At 58.1% G+C, this 20,685-nt stretch carries 13 protein-coding genes; 10 read left to right on the top strand and 3 right to left on the bottom strand.

The features are described from left to right. Positions 1–27 precede the first annotated feature (27 nt). The 3 genes from araJ to sbcD all read right to left on the bottom strand — a co-directional run bounded on the left by araJ (position 28) and on the right by sbcD (position 5,759). Positions 28–1,206 (bottom strand): MFS transporter AraJ, encoded by a 1,179-nt coding sequence (araJ, locus tag OGY07_RS19995; protein ID WP_060569076.1) that lies wholly within the window; start codon positions 1,204–1,206, stop codon positions 28–30. A 207-nt stretch (positions 1,207–1,413) separates the two neighbouring features. Next, the gene (gene sbcC / locus OGY07_RS19990) at positions 1,414–4,560 is read right to left on the bottom strand and encodes an exonuclease subunit SbcC (RefSeq protein WP_286602698.1); all 3,147 of its coding nucleotides are present in this window, start codon (positions 4,558–4,560) and stop codon (positions 1,414–1,416) included. After that, on the bottom strand, positions 4,557–5,759 hold the full coding sequence (sbcD, locus tag OGY07_RS19985) for an exonuclease subunit SbcD (RefSeq protein ID WP_199956519.1): 1,203 nt from the start codon (positions 5,757–5,759) through the stop codon (positions 4,557–4,559). Before sbcD ends, sbcC begins: the two co-directional genes overlap by 4 nt. Positions 5,760–5,948: 189 nt before the next feature. Here sbcD and phoB point away from each other — a divergent pair, with 189 nt between their 5' ends. From phoB to OGY07_RS19935, 10 genes are all read left to right on the top strand, one after another. Continuing rightward, positions 5,949–6,638 (top strand): phosphate response regulator transcription factor PhoB, encoded by a 690-nt coding sequence (gene phoB / locus OGY07_RS19980; protein WP_042286011.1) that lies wholly within the window; start codon positions 5,949–5,951, stop codon positions 6,636–6,638. Between the two features lie 51 nt (positions 6,639–6,689). After that, positions 6,690–7,985, top strand: a complete 1,296-nt coding sequence (phoR, locus tag OGY07_RS19975; RefSeq protein ID WP_060569073.1) for a phosphate regulon sensor histidine kinase PhoR — start codon at positions 6,690–6,692, stop codon at positions 7,983–7,985. A 408-nt stretch (positions 7,986–8,393) separates the two neighbouring features. After that, entirely contained in the window at positions 8,394–9,713 is a 1,320-nt protein-coding gene (gene brnQ / locus OGY07_RS19970) for a branched-chain amino acid transporter carrier protein BrnQ (RefSeq protein WP_286602695.1), read from the top strand. Between the two features lie 81 nt (positions 9,714–9,794). After that, positions 9,795–11,162: a proline-specific permease ProY gene (proY, locus tag OGY07_RS19965; protein WP_286602693.1), complete on the top strand. Its 1,368-nt coding sequence runs from the start codon at positions 9,795–9,797 to the stop codon at positions 11,160–11,162. A gap of 178 nt (positions 11,163–11,340) precedes the next feature. Continuing rightward, a complete protein-coding gene (gene malZ / locus OGY07_RS19960) occupies positions 11,341–13,158 on the top strand; it encodes a maltodextrin glucosidase (protein ID WP_286602691.1) in 1,818 nt (605 codons plus the stop codon). Positions 13,159–13,348: 190 nt separating this feature from the next. Further along, the gene (locus tag OGY07_RS19955; protein WP_286602689.1) at positions 13,349–13,990 is read left to right on the top strand and encodes a hydrolase; all 642 of its coding nucleotides are present in this window, start codon (positions 13,349–13,351) and stop codon (positions 13,988–13,990) included. A gap of 48 nt (positions 13,991–14,038) precedes the next feature. Further along, positions 14,039–14,584 (top strand): antibiotic biosynthesis monooxygenase, encoded by a 546-nt coding sequence (locus OGY07_RS19950; protein ID WP_205612870.1) that lies wholly within the window; start codon positions 14,039–14,041, stop codon positions 14,582–14,584. Between the two features lie 21 nt (positions 14,585–14,605). After that, a complete protein-coding gene (locus OGY07_RS19945) occupies positions 14,606–16,474 on the top strand; it encodes an amidohydrolase (protein WP_181821880.1) in 1,869 nt (622 codons plus the stop codon). Between the two features lie 159 nt (positions 16,475–16,633). Then, positions 16,634–19,279, top strand: coding sequence for a DUF2339 domain-containing protein (locus OGY07_RS19940; RefSeq protein WP_286602687.1), 2,646 nt, complete (start codon positions 16,634–16,636; stop codon positions 19,277–19,279). Next, on the top strand, positions 19,276–20,670 hold the full coding sequence (locus OGY07_RS19935; protein WP_286602685.1) for a DUF3999 family protein: 1,395 nt from the start codon (positions 19,276–19,278) through the stop codon (positions 20,668–20,670). The genes OGY07_RS19940 and OGY07_RS19935 overlap by 4 nt, the downstream gene beginning before the upstream one ends. The last annotated feature ends 15 nt before the right edge of the window (positions 20,671–20,685 follow it).

Below are 20,685 nucleotides of genomic sequence, written 5' to 3'. Positions count from 1 at the left end.
GGGCAGGACGTGTAGGCCGGACGCGCGTCAGCGCCCTCCGGCCACCGGTAACACCGGGTGCTGTCGGCGCTTAACGCGTCCATACGTCAACAATGACGCCATTGCTGTAAACGACAGCAGGGCGGCGGGCAGCGCCACATAGTGATAGGCAAAACCCAGCGTCAGCATCATTCCGCCGCAGTATGCGCCAATAGCGCTCCCGAGATTAAAGGCGATTTGCCCCCCTGCCGCGCCCAGCAGTTCGCCGCCTTTGGCATTTTCCAGCAGCAGGATCTGCAGCGGCGCGGAAAGGGCAAACAGTCCGGCGCAGCAGATAAACGCAAACGTCAGCGACGCGACTTTTATCCCGCCCACGTAAAAGAGCAGCAGCAGACACAGGACGATGACAAAGTCGGTTGTCGCCGCGATCCGAAGCGGAGAAAAGCGACCCGATAACCGTCCGCTAAGCAGGTTGCCCAGTACCATCCCCAGCCCGACCAGCATCATGATGAAAGTCATGACCGTCTCGCTGAAGCCGGAAACGTAAATCATGTACGGTTTGATATAGCTGAACCAGGCGAAAACCCCGGCATTGCCGAACAGGGTGGCGGAAAATATCAGCCATGGCGCGGGGCTTTTCAGGAAATGAAACTGTTCACGCAGCTTTCCTTTCGCTTCATCATGCAGATCAGGCACCCAGAAACCGATCGAGACCATCACCGCAACGTTAAACACGGCGATCAGCAAAAAGGTATAGCGCCAGCTGAATTCATGGCTGAGAAACGTCCCGAGCGGGATGCCAACCAGATTTGCGACGGTCATTCCGGCCACCATCCCCGCCACGGCGGCGGTGACTTTTCCCGGCCGGACGAGTTTAGACAGAATTATCGCGCCCACGCCAAAGAAAGCGCCGTGCGGAAAGCCGGAGACCAGCCTGCCGACCGCCAGCATGGCGTAAGAAGAGGAGAGGGTAAATATCGCGTTGCCGATGACGCACAGGGTCACCAGAAACAGCAGAATATGCTTGAGCGAAAAGCGACTGGAAAAAAGGGCGATAATGGGGGCGCCCAGCACCACGCCAAACGCGTAGTACGAGATCATATGTCCGGCGGCGGGAATCGAAATGCCAACGTCGCGGGCTAATTCCGTTAATACCCCCATGATGCCGAATTCGGCCATGCCCAGCCCAAACGTCCCGAGCGCTAAAGAAAAAATAACCTTGTTCATACCACCTGCCATTATTGTGCGCGGGTTAAGCGCAGCGGCTGCGCATTGCCGCAGCCAATCGCGTCATAGCTTGCGGTTAAGTCGGGCGGAATGCCATTCCTTATTCGTCTCTGAGTATTGACGATCGTGCTAACGCATCGGTCTTTGCCGGATGGCGGCGTGACTGTTGAGCAGGCCGGATAAGCGAAACGCCACCCGGCATGCCATTCACTTCCTCACCGCAAACAGGGGGTCAAGTTTGCTATAACCGAGCCCGTTGATTTTCTTCACCTTAATTTGCACCGGGATCCGCTCTTTCATCGCCTCCACATGGCTAATCACGCCGATGGTCTTGCCGCTGGCGTTCAGCGCATCCAGCGCATCCAGCGCGGTGTCCAGCGTTTCGCTATCAAGGGTGCCGAAACCTTCATCGAGAAACAGCGAATCAATACGCGTTTTGTGGCTCACTAGATCCGAAAGCGCCAGTGCCAGCGCGAGGCTGACGAGGAAACTCTCGCCGCCGGAAAGGGTGCGGGTATCCCGCACGGCGTCCGCCTGCCAGGTATCCACCACCTCCAGCTCCAGAGCGTCGCTGGCTTTTCGCGAAAGCAAATAGCGACCATGCAAACGCGTGAGCTGGTTATTCGCCAGCCAGACCAGATTATCCAGCGTCAGGCCCTGAGCGAATTTACGGAACTTATCACCCTCTTTTGAGCCAATAAGCGCGTTCAGATAGCCCCAGTCCTCAACCTGCTGGCTGGCGCTGGCGATCGCCTGCATCAGGCTTTGCTGTTGTTGTCGATTGTCGGCGTCCTGCTTCAGCTGCTGGCGAATCTCTCCCTGCCGGGTGGCGTTTTCGCGTAGCTGGCCGTTGAGCTGCGCGGCATCCGCCTGGATCTGCGCAATCGATAAGGTGGGATCCAGACCGGCAGGCGGCTGTTGCTGATGCGTCGCCAGTGCCTGCGTGGACTGTGCCGCTAACGTGCGGGCCTGCTGCAACTGGTTTTCCAGCGACTGCCTGAGTTGCTCAAGGCGCGCAAGGGTCTCCTCATCCAGCAACGCGGCGAGAAACGCCGCCTGGTCGGCAAACATGCTGCTTTCCAGCGCCGCCGTAAACTGCGTTTGGGCTTCGCTGGCGCGCTGATTCTCGTTCACCGCCTGTTGCTCTAATGTTTGCAACTGGCTTTGCAGCGACAGACAGTCGTCGTGCACCTGACGCCAGTGGTCCAGCGAAACCGGCGCAGGATCTTCTGAATCCGCCTCGGCTGGGGGCAGGGTCTCGAGTAGTGGGGTCAACTGCGCGATACGCGCCTGCAGTTCGTTAAGCTCGGTCTGCTTTTGTTGCCACGTCTGCGCCTCCGCGGCGCGTGCGTGTAGCCACGCCTCTTCGTGCCCCTCTTCCGGCAGGGAGAGTGCGTAGCGACTGAGTTGCGCGGTCAGCGTCGCCTGACGCTGGTTAATCTGCTGACTAAACTGCGTGATCTGCTGTTGATGCGCGACGAGTTGCGCGTCCAGATCATGGCGTTGGCTGAGCTGGTAAAGCTGTTTTTCATGATCGTCCTGCGCCGTTAGCCAGGGTTGAATATCATCCTGTGGCTGCAGCGTGATGTTGAGATCGCGAATTAATGCCTGCCATTCAACAGTGAGCGCTTGCTCATCTTTCGCCAGCGCCTGCGCTTCGTTCTCGTCGCGCTGCACCTGTTGCTTCAGGGCGTCGCACTGCCCGCGCAGCGTGGCGCCTTGTTCCGCCAGCGCGTTGACCTCTTTTTCCAGCGCGTCACGTCGCGCCTGATTGACGCTGAGTTCGAGTGCCTGATAGGCCGCTACCGCCGGATGCGTGGTCGAGCCGCAAAGCGGACAGGGCTGTCCGGACTGCAACAGCGCGCGCTGGCTTTCGAGATCTTTAATTCGCGCTTCCTGTTCACAGAGGGTTTTGACGTCGAGGTAATGCTGGTTTTTCTCTTTATACTGCTGGCGCCTGGCGTCCAGTTGCGCGGTTTGCTCCGCCAGCGTGCGCGTATTCTGCGCAATCAGCGTTTTAAGCTGCTCCAGACGCTTAATGTTGGGGGCGAGCTGACCATGCAGCGCCAGCAGGCGCTGGCGAGTCGGGCGCTGTCGCGCATGCTGGGCCAGCGCTGCGGTAACCTCATCTGGCGTGAGGGCGAGGGTCAGCGTCGGCAATGCTTCCCGCTTGCGGGTATCTGACGCCAGCTGTTGCCGCCATTTCTCCCGCTGGACGGCGTCGCTGGCCTGCTGGGCAAACAGCGCCCGCCAGCCGCCCAGTTCGTTGCTCCACATGCGGAAGCGATCGTGTTCGCTAAGCCAAGCCGTCAGCGTTTGCTGAGCGTTTACCAGCGTCGCGGACTGCTGTTGCGCATAGCGGCGAATACGGCTGCGCAGCGTAAGCGTACTTTGTAAGCGAGCATTTACTTCTTGAATCTGCTGGCGGGTGCGGGAAAGGATAGCGGATTGTTCCTGAATACGTTCCCAGTGTGGGCGTAACGCTCTGGCCGGCTGCGCCAGGTTCAGCGGCGCAAGCTGCGGCTGGGCCTGCTGTAATGCCGCTTGCGCTGTTTCCAGCGCCTGCTGCCGACGCTGTGTTTCCGCGTGCAGTTCGTGCTGCCGCGTCAGCCAGTTCAGGTGCTGTTGCAGGGTTGACTGCCGCGCGGCAAGCTGTTGTTCTTCGTCAGTGAGCGCCTGCAAACGTTCATTCAGCGCCTGTCGCGCCTCAGGCGCTAACAGCGCGACGCCGCTGGCCTGCGCCTGAAGTTTCTCCAGATCGGCCCGCGCGGTTTTGTGTTGATCAAACACCTTCGCCGAAATTTGCCCGTAGATTTCCGTCCCGGTCAGCTCCTCCAGCAGTTCTGCGCGCTCCTTCGGTTTAGCATTGAGGAAGGCGGCGAATTGTCCCTGAGAGAGCAGCATTGAGCGGGTAAAGCGTCCGTAGTCCAGACCGGTCAGGTCGGCGGTCATCTCAAGCTTATCTTTCACCTTATCGGCAAGAATTTTCCCGTCGGCGCAGCGCGCCAGCTCCACGCGCGGCGCTTGTAAATTGCCGTCAGGCTGGTTGCGGGCGCGGTTCTGGCTCCAGAATGCGCGGTAGGCTTCGCCTTTTACCTCAAATTCCACTTCCGCCAGACATTCAGCGGTGTCGCGGGTCATCAGATCGTTTTGCGACTGTGAAACAGTATTCAGCCGCGGCGTCTCGTGGTAGAGCGCCAGACAGACGGCGTCCAGCAGCGTCGTTTTTCCGGCGCCCGTGGGGCCGGTGATGGCGAACAGACCGTTACTGGCGAAGGGTTCAGCAGTAAAATCTACCTTCCATTCCCCTTTCAGCGAGTTGAGATTTTTCAGGCGCAGACTGAGAATCTTCATGCGTCATCCTCCCCGGACAGCGTCTGTAAGGTGGTGTGAAACAGCGAGATCAGACGCTGGCGCTGAGGATCGTCGAGTGCCTCCAGGGCCAGACGGCGGGTAAACACCTCGTCAACGCTCAGCTCGCTCAGCGTCTCCCGTCGTTCGTTGCTTAGCATACGTTCGCGCTGTTCGCGACTGCGACGCACCAGCAGCACTTCCACGGGCAACGTTTCGGTCAGCGCCTGAATCTTGCGCTGCATATCATGCAGGTATTCGTCGGTGGTGATCTCAATATCCAGCCAGACCGGCGGCGTTTGCGGCGCGTCACGCCACTGTTCAAGCTGCTCAGTGATAGCGGCGAAATCGCCTTTCAGTACCGCCAGCGGCTGTGTGACCGGCACAGTGAGGTTGTCGACGCTCGCCAGTTTGCCGTTTTCAAAGCTCACCAGATGGACGCATTTATGTTTACCGCACTCGTCAAAGCTCAGGGCGATGGGGGAGCCGCAGTAACGGATGTGCCCGGTGCCGCCAATCTGCTGCGCACGGTGGATATGACCCAGCGCGATATAATCGGCGGGAGGGAAATTTTGCGCGGGAAACGCATCAAGGGTGCCAATATAAATGTCACGCACCGCGTCACTTTTACTCGCGCCGACGGTAGTCAGGTGACCGGTGGCGATAATCGGCAGCGTGTGTTCGCCGCGCAGGGCGCAGGCGGCCTGATACTGTTGCTGATAGTAGTCGGTGATGGCGCTCAGCAGGTGCTGCTGTTTTTCCAGACCACTCAATCCGGCCTGACTGGTAACGATGTCGCGCGGGCGTAAAAAGGGAATTGGGCACAGTACCGCGCCGGGCGTTCCGTCGCGGCGATGCAGAAGCTGTGGACCGTGTCCGGCGCTGGCGACAACGGTGGTATTCAGAAAGGCGAGAATTTCGCGGGACTCGTTGAGCGTGGCGACGGAGTCATGGTTGCCCGCCAGCACCACCAGATGACAGCCAGTTTGCTGTAAATTGACGACAAAACGGTTGTACAGTTCGCGGGCGTAGCTCGGCGGCGAGCCGGTATCAAAAATGTCACCTGCGACAATAATGGCATCCACCTGCTGCTCGGCCGCCGTTGCCAGCAGCCAGTCGAGAAAGGCCTGGTGCTCAGCGGCGCGGCTTTTGCTGTAAAAGTTCTGTCCCAGATGCCAGTCAGAGGTGTGTAAGATGCGCATAACGGTTCCATGGCAAAAAAGCGTGGCGGGGATTATACCTTTTCACGGACGGTAATATCTCCTGTATGGCTTGTAATAAATCAACAACCTGTCATCAGCCTGCGCTATCTTTTTCATAAATCTGTCATAAAAGTGACGCATAATGACGCCGCATTGATGACTAGCAATTTATCTAAAACAGGGCAAATCATGGCGAGACGTATTCTGGTCGTAGAAGATGAAGCTCCAATTCGCGAAATGGTCTGCTTCGTGCTCGAGCAAAATGGCTTTCAGCCTGTCGAAGCCGAAGATTATGACAGTGCGGTGAACCAACTTAACGAACCCTGGCCGGATCTGATCCTCCTTGACTGGATGTTGCCTGGCGGTTCTGGTCTCCAGTTTATTAAACACCTCAAACGCGAAGCGATGACCCGGGATATTCCGGTGATGATGCTCACCGCCAGAGGCGAAGAAGAAGACCGCGTGCGCGGCCTGGAAACCGGCGCAGACGACTACATAACCAAGCCGTTTTCCCCGAAAGAACTGGTGGCGCGTATCAAAGCCGTTATGCGCCGCATTTCGCCTATGGCAGTGGAAGAGGTGATCGAGATGCAGGGGCTGAGCCTGGACCCGACCTCCCACCGCGTCATGACCGGCGAAAACCCTCTCGATATGGGGCCGACGGAATTCAAGTTACTGCACTTCTTTATGACTCACCCGGAACGCGTTTACAGCCGTGAACAGTTGTTGAACCACGTCTGGGGCACTAACGTTTACGTTGAGGATCGCACGGTCGATGTGCATATTCGACGTCTGCGCAAGGCGCTGGAAACCAGCGGTCATGACCGGATGGTTCAGACGGTACGTGGGACAGGGTATCGTTTTTCAACCCGCTTCTGAAGGGTAAAACAAGCGCCAGGCGCAGGCCTGGCTCAGAACGGAGTATGACGCGTGCTGGAAAGACTGTCATGGAAAAGGCTGGTGCTGGAACTGATACTTTGCTGTATCCCGGCCTTTATCCTCAGCGCTATTTTTGGTTACCTGCCGTGGTTTTTGTTGGCGTCGGTAACGGGACTGCTCATCTGGCATTTCTGGAATTTGTTACGCCTGTCATGGTGGCTGTGGGTTGACCGCAGCATGACGCCGCCGCCGGGCAGCGGAAGCTGGGAGCCGCTGCTGTACGGGCTGCATCAGATGCAGCTGCGTAACAAAAAACGTCGGCGTGAACTGGGAAACCTGATCAAACGCTTTCGCAGCGGGGCGGAGTCGCTACCGGATGCGGTGGTATTAACCACCGAAGAGGGCGGGATTTTTTGGTGTAATGGCCTGGCGCAACAGGTGCTGGGGCTACGCTGGCCCGACGATAACGGGCAGAATATCCTTAACTTGCTGCGTTATCCTGAGTTCACTCACTATCTTAAAACGCGTGATTTCACCCGGCCGCTGAATCTGGTGCTCAATACCGGACGGCATCTGGAGATTCGCGTGATGCCTTATACCGACAAGCAGTTGCTGATGGTCGCCCGGGACGTGACCCAGATGCATCAGCTTGAAGGGGCGCGACGCAACTTCTTTGCCAACGTCAGCCACGAGCTACGCACGCCGCTCACTGTGCTGCAGGGGTATCTGGAAATGATGCACGAACAGCCGCTGGAAGGGGCCACGCGCGAGAAAGCGTTGCTGACGATGCGCGAACAGACTTTCCGGATGGAAGGACTGGTGAAACAATTGCTGACGCTGTCGAAGATTGAAGCCTCGCCGACGCTGTTGCTCAATGAGCAGGTCGATGTGCCGATGATGCTGCGCATGGTGGAACGCGAAGCGCAAACGCTGAGCCAGAATAAGCACACCTTCAGCTTTGAGGTCGATAATCAGCTTAAGGTGCTGGGGAATGAAGAACAGTTGCGTAGCGCGATTTCTAACCTGGTGTATAACGCGGTAAACCATACGCCGGAAGGAACCCACATCACTGTGCGTTGGCACGCTGTGCCGCACGGTGCGGCGTTCAGCGTGGAGGATAATGGTCCGGGGATCGCGCCGGAACACTTGCCGCGTCTGACCGAGCGTTTTTACCGCGTCGACAAGGCCCGTTCGCGGCAAACCGGCGGCAGTGGGCTCGGGCTGGCCATCGTTAAACATGCGGTGAATCATCATGAAAGTCGCTTATCGATTGACAGTGAACTGGGCAAAGGCACGCGCTTTAGTTTTGTGCTGCCGGAACGTTTAATTGCCAAAAAATCGGCTTAATGCCCGATCGTAAGGCTATCTTTCCATAAGCCAGCGAATGCTGGCTTATTTTGTTTGCGGTTAAGAACAGTCCACTAAATTTCGCAACGTCTGGTCGTTTTTTGTTCGCATGATAAGCCATGACTTTTTCTTAAGAATGGTGTTTTATGCTAACTCTGAATTCGATATCGCGATAATGTTCCGGTTTTTAGATCCCTCCTTGCTTTAAAACGTTATAAGCGTTTAAATTGCGCCCCAGATGCTGGCGGTCTGACTGCATTCAGGCGGTAATTCGAAAAACTATTCTTCGCCGCGCCAGCCCAGGAGCATATCCCGCTGGAATTGCTTAAAAAATCCGCTGTATCTTCCCGTAGGGAAAGGTAAAAAATTTTAATTTAATCAACACCACATCCACAGGCCGTAAGCTTTATGACCCATCAGTTAAAATCGCGCGATATTATCGCCCTTGGCTTTATGACTTTTGCGCTGTTCGTCGGCGCAGGAAACATTATCTTTCCACCAATGGTTGGTCTGCAGGCGGGCGAGCACGTCTGGACTGCGGCTTTCGGCTTTCTGATTACTGCCGTGGGTCTGCCGGTGTTGACCGTGATCGCGCTGGCGAAAGTGGGTGGCGGCGTGGACAGCCTGAGCACCCCAATCGGTAAAGTGGCGGGCGTCCTGCTGGCAACCGTCTGTTACCTGGCGGTTGGACCACTGTTTGCGACCCCGCGCACCGCGACCGTGTCGTTTGAAGTGGGCATCGCGCCGCTGACCGGCGATTCGGCGATGCCGCTGTTTATCTATAGCGTGGTCTATTTCGCCCTCGTTATTCTGGTGTCGCTCTATCCTGGCAAACTGCTGGATACGGTAGGGAATTTCCTGGCGCCGCTGAAAATTATCGCGCTGATCGTCCTGTCCGTTGCGGCAATCATCTGGCCGGCTGGCCCTATCAGCACTGCCATGGACGCTTATGAAAACGCGGCGTTCTCTAACGGTTTTGTGAACGGCTATCTGACCATGGATACGCTGGGCGCGATGGTATTTGGTATCGTGATTGTGAACGCGGCGCGCTCGCGCGGCGTGACCGAAGCGCGTCTGCTGACCCGCTATACCGTTTGGGCTGGCCTGATGGCGGGCATTGGTCTGACGCTGTTGTATCTGGCGCTGTTCCGTCTGGGGTCAGACAGCGCGACGCTGGTCGATCAGTCCGTTAACGGCGCGGCGATCCTGCATGCATACGTTCAGCATACCTTCGGCGGCGCGGGGAGCTTGCTGCTGGCGGCCCTCATCTTCATCGCCTGTCTGGTCACCGCGGTTGGCCTGACCTGCGCCTGCGCGGAGTTCTTCGCGCAGTACGTCCCGCTTTCGTATCGCACGCTGGTGTTTATCCTCGGCGGCTTCTCGATGGTGGTCTCCAACCTGGGGCTGAGCCACCTGATTCAGATCTCCATTCCGGTGCTGACGGCGATCTATCCACCGTGTATCGCACTGGTTGTATTAAGTTTTACCCGCTCATGGTGGCATAATTCGTCCCGCGTTATCGCACCGGCGATGTTTATCAGCCTGCTTTTTGGTATCCTTGACGGGATTAAAGCATCGGCAATCGGCGACGTGTTACCGGCCTGGTCCCAGCGTTTACCGCTGGCGGAACAGGGACTGGCGTGGTTAATGCCCACCGTCGTGATAGTGGTCCTGGCAATTATCTGGGATCGCGCAGCGGGTCGGCAGGTGACCTCCAGCGCCCACTAAGATTGCTGACAGTATGTTTTGACCACGGGGTTATCTTGCTTAACCCCGTGGTTTTTTATTGTGTAGATGGGTCAGGAATTGATGGAAAGTAATAACAAGCTAAAGCGTGGGCTAAGCACCCGGCACATTCGCTTTATGGCACTGGGTTCAGCAATTGGCACCGGGCTATTCTACGGCTCGGCGGACGCCATCAAAATGGCGGGGCCAAGCGTACTGTTGGCGTACATTATTGGCGGGGTTGCCGCGTATATCATTATGCGCGCATTGGGCGAAATGTCCGTTCACAACCCCGCAGCCAGTTCTTTTTCGCGCTATGCGCAAGAAAACCTCGGCCCGCTGGCGGGCTACATCACCGGCTGGACCTACTGTTTTGAAATACTGATCGTCGCCATCGCCGACGTGACCGCGTTCGGTATCTATATGGGCGTCTGGTTCCCGGCGGTGCCGCATTGGATCTGGGTGCTTAGCGTGGTGCTGCTGATTTGCGCCATCAACCTGATGAGCGTGAAGGTTTTCGGCGAACTGGAGTTCTGGTTCTCCTTCTTTAAAGTCGCCACCATTATCATCATGATTGCCGCCGGTTTCGGCATTATCATCTGGGGGATTGGCAACGGCGGTCAGCCGACCGGTATTCATAACCTGTGGAGCAATGGCGGCTTTTTCAGCAACGGCTGGCTGGGCATGGTGATGTCTCTCCAGATGGTGATGTTCGCCTACGGCGGGATTGAGATCATCGGTATCACCGCCGGGGAGGCGAAAGACCCGGAGAAATCGATCCCGCGCGCGATTAACTCAGTGCCGATGCGTATTCTGGTGTTCTACGTGGGAACGCTGTTTGTCATTATGTCGATTTACCCGTGGAACCAGGTGGGAACCAATGGTAGCCCGTTTGTACTGACCTTCCAGCATTTGGGAATAACGTTTGCCGCCAGCATTCTGAACTTCGTGGTGCTTACCGCTTCGCTGTCGGCGATTAACTCTGACGTCTTTGGCGTGGGTCGTATGCTGCACGGCATGGCGGAGCAGGGCAGCGCGCCGAAGGTGTTTGCCAGGACTTCGCGCCGCGGTATTCCGTGGGTGACCGTGATGGTGATGACCGTTGCGCTGCTGTTTGCGGTTTATCTGAACTATATCATGCCGGAAAACGTCTTCCTGGTTATCGCTTCGCTGGCGACCTTCGCCACGGTGTGGGTGTGGATTATGATCCTGCTGTCGCAGATTGCCTTCCGTCACCGTCTGCCGCCCGACGAGGTCAACGCGCTGAAATTTAAAGTGCCAGGCGGTGTGGCGACCACTACCGCCGGGCTGATCTTTCTCGTCTTTATCATTGGGCTGATTGGCTATCACCCGGATACCCGCATCTCGCTGTACGTTGGTTTTGCGTGGATTGTCCTGCTGCTGATTGGCTGGATGTTCAAACGCCGCCGCGATCGTCTGATGGCGCAGTAACGGTGTGTGTCCGGTCTGCGAATGCTCGCAGGCCGGATAAGACGCGTCAGCGTCGCCACCCGGCAATGCCGCCAAAATATCCTCCCCCACACTCCTCCCCCAATAAACCTGCAGATGATGAGTTATCCTGTAAATTGCTGTGGCAAGGTGAGCGCATTTTCATCAAAGGGGATACGTGATGTTGAACGCCTGGCACCTTCCGGTTGCCCCATTTGTTAAGCAAAACAAAGCGCAACTGAGCATTACGCTTTGGCTGGCGGGGGAAAACCTGCCTCAACGCGTGACGCTGCGCGCGGAAAATGACAACGAAGAAACGTCGCTGGCAATGCACAAACTGCGCAGCCAGCCACATCCCGGCGTCACCGCATGGCGCGCGGTCATCGACCTGAGTCGCGGCCAGCCGCGTCGCCGCTACAGCTTTAAGCTGCTCTGGCACGATCGCCAGCGCTGGTTTACGCCACAGGGATTCAGCCGCTTCCCGCCGGCCCGCCTTGAGCAGTTTGCCATTGACGTGCCGGATAACGGCCCGCAGTGGGTGGCCGATCAAATTTTTTATCAGATCTTCCCCGATCGTTTTGCGCGTAGCCAGCCGCGCGAGGCGCAGCAGGATAACGTCTATTTCCATCATGCGGCGGGTCAGGACATTGTTTTGCGCGACTGGGACGATCCCCTGACCGCGCAGGCCGGGGGATCGACCTTTTATGGCGGCGATCTGGATGGGATCAGCGAGAAGCTGCCGTATCTGAAAAAGCTCGGCGTGACCGCGCTGTATCTGAATCCGGTCTTCACCGCGCCAAGCGTGCATAAATATGACACGGAAGATTATCGTCACGTGGATCCGCAGTTTGGCGGCGATCCGGCGCTGATGCGTTTGCGGCAGAAGACGCAGCAGCAGGGGATACGGCTGGTGCTGGACGGCGTGTTTAACCACAGCGGTGATTCCCATGCATGGTTTGACCGGCATAACCGGGGGACGGGCGGCGCGTGCCATAATCCGGCGTCTCCCTGGCGCGACTGGTACAGCTTTTCAGAGGATGGCGTCGCGCTGGACTGGCTGGGCTACCCCAGTTTGCCAAAACTGGACTACCGATCGGAAAGTCTGGTTAATGAAATTTACCGCGGTGAAGACAGCATTGTGCGCCACTGGCTGAAAGCGCCCTGGAATATGGACGGCTGGCGGCTCGATGTGGTGCATATGCTTGGCGAAGACGGCGGAGCGCGGCATAACCTCCGGCACGTCGCGGGCATTACGCAGGCGGCGAAAGAGACGCAGCCGGAAGCCTATATTGTCGGCGAGCACTTTGGCGACGCGCGGCAGTGGCTGCAGGCGGACGTCGAAGACGCGGCGATGAACTACCGCGGTTTTACTTTCCCGCTGTGGGGGTTTCTCGCGAACACGGATATTTCTTACGATCCGCAACAGATTGACGCGCAGACCTGTATGGCGTGGATGGAGAATTACCGCGCGGGGCTCTCGCACCAGCAGCAGTTGCGGATGTTCAACCAGCTCGACAGCCACGATACGGCGCGGTTTAAATCGCTGCTTGGAAAAGACGTCGCGCGTTTGCCGCTGGCGGTTGTCTGGCTGTTTAGCTGGCCGGGCGTCCCCTGCATTTACTACGGCGATGAGGTGGGACTGGATGGCAACAACGACCCGTTCTGCCGCAAACCCTTCCCCTGGCAGGCGGAGAAGCAGGATGCCGCGCTGCTGGCGCTGTACCAGCGTCTGGCGAAGCTGCGCCAGCGCAGCCAGGCGCTGCGCTATGGCGGCTGTCAGGTGATATATGCGCAAGACAATGTGGTGGTGTTTTTACGCGTTTATAACCAACAGCGCGTGCTGGTCGCGATCAATCGCGGTGAAGCCTGCGAGGTGGTTTTACCGGCGTCGCCGCTGCTAAATGTTAACGCCTGGCAGATCAAAGAAGGTAAGGCCGATTTGCAGGACTGCGTACTGTCATTACCGGCGATATCCGCTGCCATTTGGTTAGGTCATTAATCCTTATTAAAGGCAGGTATTAAAACCTGCCTTTTTATCTTGTTCGGTTAAATTAAACAGAGCGGACAAATTTCTTTAATATCCTCACAATCAATTCTCGCTATACTCAATTTGCTTTATCAATCCGGGCCCGAACGTATATAGCACACACAGAAGTTTACCCATAACTTATTGATTGTAAGGTGTATTTATGTCTATCCGTGAATTGATTGATCCGTCTAATTCCGCCCTGATTTTTATTGATCATCAGCCGCAGATGTCATTCGGTGTAGCTAATATAGACAGACAGCTTTTAAAGAATAATACGGTTGCGTTGGCGAAAGCAGGCAAAATATTTAATGTGCCGGTTATCTATACTTCAGTAGAAACGAAAAGTTTCAGCGGCTATATCTGGCCGGAATTGCTCGCTGTTCATCCGGATGTCAAACCCATCGAACGCACGTCCATGAATTCCTGGGAAGATGCGGCGTTTGTCAAAGCCGTTGAGGCTACCGGGCGTAAAAAACTGATTATTTCGGCGCTGTGGACTGAAGTGTGCCTGACCTTCCCGGCGCTGATGGCGCTGGAAGCCGGTTACGAAGTTTATGTGGTTACCGACACTTCCGGCGGGACGTCGGTTGATGCGCACGAACGCGCTATCGATCGTATGGTGCAGGCCGGGGCGGTGCCGGTGACATGGCAGCAGGTTCTGCTTGAGTACCAGCGCGACTGGTCGCGCAAAGAGACCTATGACGCGGTTATGGATCTGGTGCGTGAACACAGCGGCGCCTACGGTATGGGGGTGGATTACGCTTACACCCTGGTACATGGCGTGCCTGAACGTAAAGCCTGATTCCCATGGCGGGGCAACCCGCCATTGACCTTCGGTAAGGAATTTGTCATGGCGCAGAATAAATCTGTGACGTTGGTGATTACCCACACTCTCCGGCCTGAACAGGCGGCGCGGTATGAATTATGGCTTGGAAAAATTATGCCGGTCGCGGCGGAGTTCCCCGGTCATTTGGGGGCAAACGTCATTCGCCCCACCGATGGGCAAAATCACTGGAATATCATCATCCGCTTCGACACGCTCGAGCATCTCTACAACTGGACGCAGTCGGACACCCGACGGATTCTGGTCGACGAAATCGCTCCGCTGCTGGCGGATGGCGATAAAACGGAAATTCATACGGAAGCCGCGTTCTGGTTCACCCCACCCGCGCCGCATGTCCGGCAGCCACGCCGCTGGAAGCAATTTCTTATCACCCTGCTGGTCATTTTTCCCAGCACCAATCTGGTGCCCTGGCTGACCGGGATGATCCTGCCCACCCTGAAGGGATCGTTAGCGTTGCATCTGATCAACGATGCGTGCGTGGTTGCGCTGGTTGTCTGGTTCTGGATGCCCATCGTCACCCGTCTGTTTGCCGGCTGGCTGAAAAAAGCCTGACCGACTCATCAGGAGAATATTATGTCTCACACTGCCTCATTAATTTTGACTCACGGAAAAATACACACCCTCGATAGCCAATGCCCGCATGCGGAAGCGGTTGCCATTAAAGACGGTAAAATCCTCGCCACGGGAAGCCACGACCAGATGATGGGTCTGGCCGCTGACGGTACGCAGGTTGTCGACCTGAAAGGCCATACCGTAATCCCCGGTCTTAACGACTCGCACCTGCACCTGATTCGCGGAGGGCTGAACTACAATCTTGAGCTACGCTGGGAAGGCGTGCCGTCACTGGCGGACGCGCTGCGTATGCTGAAGGCGCAGGCAGACCGAACGCCGTCGCCGCAGTGGGTTCGCGTGGTGGGCGGCTGGAGTGAATTCCAGTTTGCCGAACGCCGAATGCCGACGCTGGAGGAGCTTAACGAGGCTGCGCCGGATACGCCGGTGTTTGTGCTTCATTTGTACGACCGCGCGCTGCTCAACCGTGCGGCGCTGAACGCGGTCGGTTACACCAAAGCAACGCCAGACCCGGTAGGCGGCGAAATTGTTCGCGACGGTAACGGTAATCCAACCGGAATGCTGATCGCCAAACCAAACGCCATGATCCTCTATTCGACGCTGGCGAAGGGACCGAAGCTGCCGCTGGACATGCAGGTCAACTCGACCCGCCAGTTTATGCGCGAGCTGAATCGCCTTGGGCTGACCAGCGCCATCGACGCGGGCGGCGGCTTCCAGAATTACCCGGAAGATTATCAGATTATTGAGCAGTTACATGCAAACGATCAGATGACCGTGCGCATTGCCTACAACCTGTTTACTCAGCGTCCGCAGCAGGAGCTTGAAGATTTTGAGCGCTGGACCGATATGCTCAAACCGGGGCAGGGGACCGACTTTTATCGCGCGAACGGGGCGGGAGAAATGCTGGTCTTTTCGGCGGCGGATTTTGAGGATTTCCTTCAGCCGCGCCCGGACCTGCCGGAAGGCATGGAGGATGAACTGGAGCGCGTGGTGCGCCATCTGGTCGAACACCGCTGGCCGTTCCGCCTGCACGCCACTTACGACGAATCGATAGGCCGGATGCTGGATGTGTTTGAGAAGGTGAATCGCGATATCCCGTTTAACGGTCTGCACTGGTTCTTCGACCATGCCGAGACCATCAGCGAACGCAACATCGACCGCGTGAAGGCGCTCGGCGGCGGGATAGCGGTACAGCACCGCATGGCGTTTCAGGGCGAATATTTTATTGACCGCTACGGCAAAGAGGCGGTGAAGCATACGCCGCCGGTCGCGAAAATGTTGGCGGCCGACGTTCCGGTCGGGCTGGGGACGGATGCGACCCGCGTTGCCAGTTATAACCCGTGGACAGCGCTTTACTGGCTGGTGTCCGGGCGTACGGTGGGCGGGACGGCGATGTATGACGAGAACAACCGTTTGCCGCGCGACGTGGCGCTTGAGCTGTGGACGGCGGGTAGCGCGTGGTTCTCCAGCGAACAGGGCAAAAAAGGCCGCATTGTGAAAGATCAACTGGCGGATTTGGTGGTGCTGTCGAAAGACTACTTCAGCGTTGCGGAGGAGGAGATCAAAGGCATTGAGTCAGTGATGACGGTTGTGGATGGTAAAGTGGTCTATGCCGCCGGGCCTTTCACGCCGCTGGCGCCGCCTGCTATCCCGGTAGTGCCGGACTGGTCGCCGGTGGTGAATGTGCCTGGACATTACCGCGCCGCGCCGCCAGCGTCGGCGAAGGTGGGAGCGGTAGTGCAAATGCATCAGTGCTGCGGCAGTTGCGGCGTTCACGGTCATCAGCACGACATTGCCCGAAAATCCGGAATTGCGGTTTCCGACGATCGCGCATTCTGGGGAGCGCTGGGCTGTTCCTGCTTCGCTTTTTAACCTGACGGGCGGGGGCGCTGGCGCCTGCCCGATACGGTAAAGTCCCGTTGTTGCCGGATGAGATGCTGACGCGCCATCCGGCATTTTCATCTTCAGAGATAGCGCAAATGCAACAATTTGTGTCAATCTTAGACGATCCCGTACAGTGAAGGTGACAACATGGACGACCTTTTAATCCTTGGCTGCATCATCGTGTTTTTCGCGCTGGTGGTGGTGCCGATCCTGGCGATTGTCGCGTTTAACCGAAGCGCGACCACCCGCGATGAGCTTGCCAGACTGCGCCGCCGGGTGGAAGAACTCGAGCAGCGCGCTGTCGCAGCGCCGACGGTTGCGCAGACAACGCCGACGCCAGCGCAGCCGGTTGAAACGGTCATCCCGACCGAATCTGTGCCCGACGTTGCGTCTGAACCGGCGAGCCCGTGGCGAGCGCAGCGTCCTCAGCGCGCGGCAAACAACGATGTTGTCCCGCCGCGCGACCCGGCCCCTGCAGTGGCAAAGCCGCCTTCCGCCTTTGGCGGCATGATAACTTCGCTGGCGCGCTGGTTTATGCAGGGCAACCCGCTGGCGAAACTCGGTATTCTGCTGCTGTTTCTTGGGCTGTCTTTTCTGCTGCGCTATACGGTTGAGCACGCCCTGTTCCCGCTTGAACTGCGCCTGGTGGCGGCTGCGCTGTTTGCCATTGTCCTGCTCGCCGTCGGCTGGCGGCTGCGGCATAGACAGCCCGTCTATGCGTTGATTTTGCAGGGGGGCGCAACGGGCGCACTCTATCTCACGGTCTTTGGCGCCTTTCGTCTCTGGCAGATGCTGCCGATGACGCTGGCCTTTGCGCTGCTGGTGGTGATCTGTGCGGCGAGCGTCGGGCTGGCGATATTACAAAAGGCGCTCAGCCTGGCGATGCTGGCGAGTCTCGGCGGCTATCTCGCTCCGCTGCTGCTGTCTACCGGCAGCGGCAACTATGTCGCGCTGTTCTCCTTCTATTTACTGCTTTCAGTTGGCATTCTCGCGATCAGCATCTGGCAGCACTGGCGCGAACTTAACCTGCTCGGCCTGCTCTTTACCTTTGGCGTCGGCGGACTGTGGGGGCTGAGCGACTATCAGCCAGCGTATTACCTTCACTGCCAACTTTTCCTGGCGGCGAATATCCTGATTTTTGGCGTGCTGAGCGTGGCGCTGTCGCTGCGGGCGCAGGAGAAAGGCCGACAGATTGTCGACGGCGTGCTGCTGTTTGCGCCGCCGTTAATAGGTTTTGGGATGCAGTACGCGATGACCCGTCACTGGGAGTACGGTCCGGCGTTCAGCGCGCTGGGCTATGGCGGAGTCTACTTATGTCTCGCCTGGCTGGCGCTGCGTCGCTATCCGTCGCTGGGACGTCCTCTGGTGCTGGCGGCGCTGGCGTTGGGCGGCGCATTTGCGACGCTGGCTATCCCGTTGGCGCTGTCGGCGCGCTGGACGGCGATGGCCTGGGCGCTGGAAGGCCTGGGTATTTTATGGCTGGGTGTTCAACAGCAGCAACGTCGTATGAGCTACAGCGGCACAGCGCTGCTGGTGCTGGCGCTCGGCAGCGCGTTGTGGGCGTTGACGGATGCAAGCGATGCGCTGAGCCTGATGCTGATTTTCGCGGTGCTCAGCCTGTGCTGGCTGGCAGCAGCGTGGTTATGGCGGCAGATCGCGATACGGGGAAGCTGGGGACTGCTGGCGGGCGGGGTGCTGTTCTGGCTTATCGCGCTGGCCGGCGCTTCGCAATTGATCTTCAACAAAGATGCCTGGGTGGTGTCCGGCGTGCTGGCGCTGATGGCGGTGTCGGTCTGGGGCTGGCGGAGCGTCGGAAAACGCCTGGCGTGGCACGCGCTGGAGGCCAGTAAGTGGCTGTTGTGGCCGGTGATGTTGATGGCGCTTTTGCTGCAAATTTCCCGCCAGTCACTGTTTGCCGCGGGCTGGCAGAATCTGGCATGGTGTCTGGCGCTGCCTGCCGCGCTGATGTTGCTGCGCCGCGACGAGCGCGCGTTACCGCCGCGAATCTCCCGGGGGCTGCATCTTTCACTCCTGTGGATGTTTTTACTGGCGCTGGCCGCCGAATTGTTCTGGTTTGCCCGCGATTTGCCGTGGGGCATGGCGGCCTGGGGAAGCGGCGTGATGATGGCGACAGGCGGGCTGCTGATTATTTTCATCGGCGCGGCGGCGCGCCGTCAGTTCTGGCCGTTTAAGGTCTGGCCGGCGCTATATGCTGTGCAGGCGATGGTGCCGGTAGCGGTTGCGCTGGCAGGCTTGCTGGCGCTGGCAAACTTACAGGATGGCGTAGTGTACCGCCAGGCATACCTGCCGCTGGTTAACCCGCTGGAGGAAGGCGCCGCCTTCGCGTTGCTGGGGCTGGTCGCGTTGTACCGCGCTGCGCGGCGCTATTTTCCTGCGACACTCTCTTTATGCCAGCCCTGGCCCGTGGTCGCGCTGATGGCGCTTGCATTCTGGTGGCTGAACGGTGTCCTGCTTCGTGCGCTCGCCTGGTATGGCGAAGTGGCCTGGGAGCTTGAATCACTATGGCATTCGCGGCTTATTCAGACCTGTTTCGCCCTGTTCTGGATGCTCAGCGCGTTGGTGATGATGCTGCATGCGACCCGTCAGGCCTCGCGGCGGGAATGGCTCTGCGGCGCGGTGCTGCTGGGGCTGGTGATTGTTAAACTGATGCTGGTGGACAGCGCTGGCGGGGGCGGTCTGGCGCGCGCGGTAGCCTTTATCGGCGTGGCGATTCTGGTGCTGATCGTTGGCTATTTCTCACCGTTACCGCCCAAAGCAGGAGAAGAAAAATGAAATGGATTAACGCCGTGGTCTGTACCATGCTGCTAACGCTGGCTGGCCCGGTATTGGGTAACGAGACGCCAGTGGCATCGCCGCAGGACTACGCTTTTGGCGTGACGCTTGGCACATCCACCCCTTCGCAGTGGTACCGAATCGCGCTGCCTCAGGACGTCTATCAGCAAAGCGCCTCACCGGAACTGCAGGATGTGCGCGTATTTAACCAAAGGGGAGAAGCGGTGCCGTTTAGCCTGGTAAAGGCGGCGCGCCAGCAGGCGGCGACTGAGCCGACGGCGCTGCGGCTGTTCCCGCTGGACTCTTCGCCGGTAACGTCACGCCAGACAACGGAAGACGACACCGATAAAATCCTGCTGCGTTCCAAAAGCGGCGTAGAGATCGTGCTGGAAGGGGAGAAAGCGAAACCCGTCGGTCAGCACTATTTGCTGACGTTGCCGGAAAAGGCGAGCGAAGCGGTTTCGCTGTCCCAACTTCAGCTCGCCTGGGATACACCGCAGACGCCGTGGCAGGGGAAAGCATCGGTCTATTACAGCGTCAATCTCAAGCGTTGGCATTCGCTGCGCGAGGAGATGCCATTGATGGATATCGCCAGCGGCAACGATCGTCTGAAACTCGACAGGATTGACGTCGATATCACGTTATCCCCGCATGCCATTCGTTATCTGCTGCTTGTGCTGGAAGCGCCCCGCGCCACCGTCGCGCTAACGGGGGTTAAGGCTGTCAGCGCCCCCGCGCACGTCGTGGCGGAGCAAATGGCGATGCAGGGCGAGGGACGGCGGTTGTCGGCAACGGAGGCGCAATGGCAGTGGACGCGTCCTCAGCCGCTCAGTTCGCTGGATATCACTCTGAACAGCGATGGCGTTCTTCCCGTCGAGATTGCCTGGCGCAGTACGGCGAAGAGTGACTGGCAGGTGCTGAAAAAAGAGGTGCTCTATCAGCTGGAGGGGAGGGCATCGGCGCCCGTCCCGCTGCCCGGAACCTTGGTGGAGGCGATAAAAATCACCACGCTTAACGCGCGCTTACCGGAAACGCTGCCGCAGGTGACAGGCTACCGCGATCGTTATGATCTGGTGTTCAACGCGCAAGGGAAAGCCCCCTATCTGCTGGCCTGGGGGAATGGCGCAGCGGAACCGGCAAGCGTTGGCGTGGATATGCTTATTCCGGCCGATTTGCGAACAACCTATGATGTGGCGACGCTACCCTCGGCCTCCGTCAACGAAGCGGTCAAACTGGGCGGGGAATCACGGTTAACTGCGACCCCAGCGACGGAACGTGAAAGCCAGGCAAAACAGTTGCTGGTCTGGGGCGTGCTGATTGTCGGCGTCGCGCTGTTGGCGCTGCTGGCCTTTCGTCTCTGGCGTGAAGTAAAAAAAGACGGCGCGACGTAACGCAATAAAAAAGGC

It is taken from the genome of Citrobacter sp. Cs237, from assembly GCF_030332325.1.
Taxonomy (GTDB): Bacteria; Pseudomonadota; Gammaproteobacteria; order Enterobacterales; family Enterobacteriaceae; genus Citrobacter_A; species Citrobacter_A sedlakii.
Note: the sequence above shows the minus strand (reverse complement) of the source record. Positions and strands in the feature narration are given on the sequence as shown.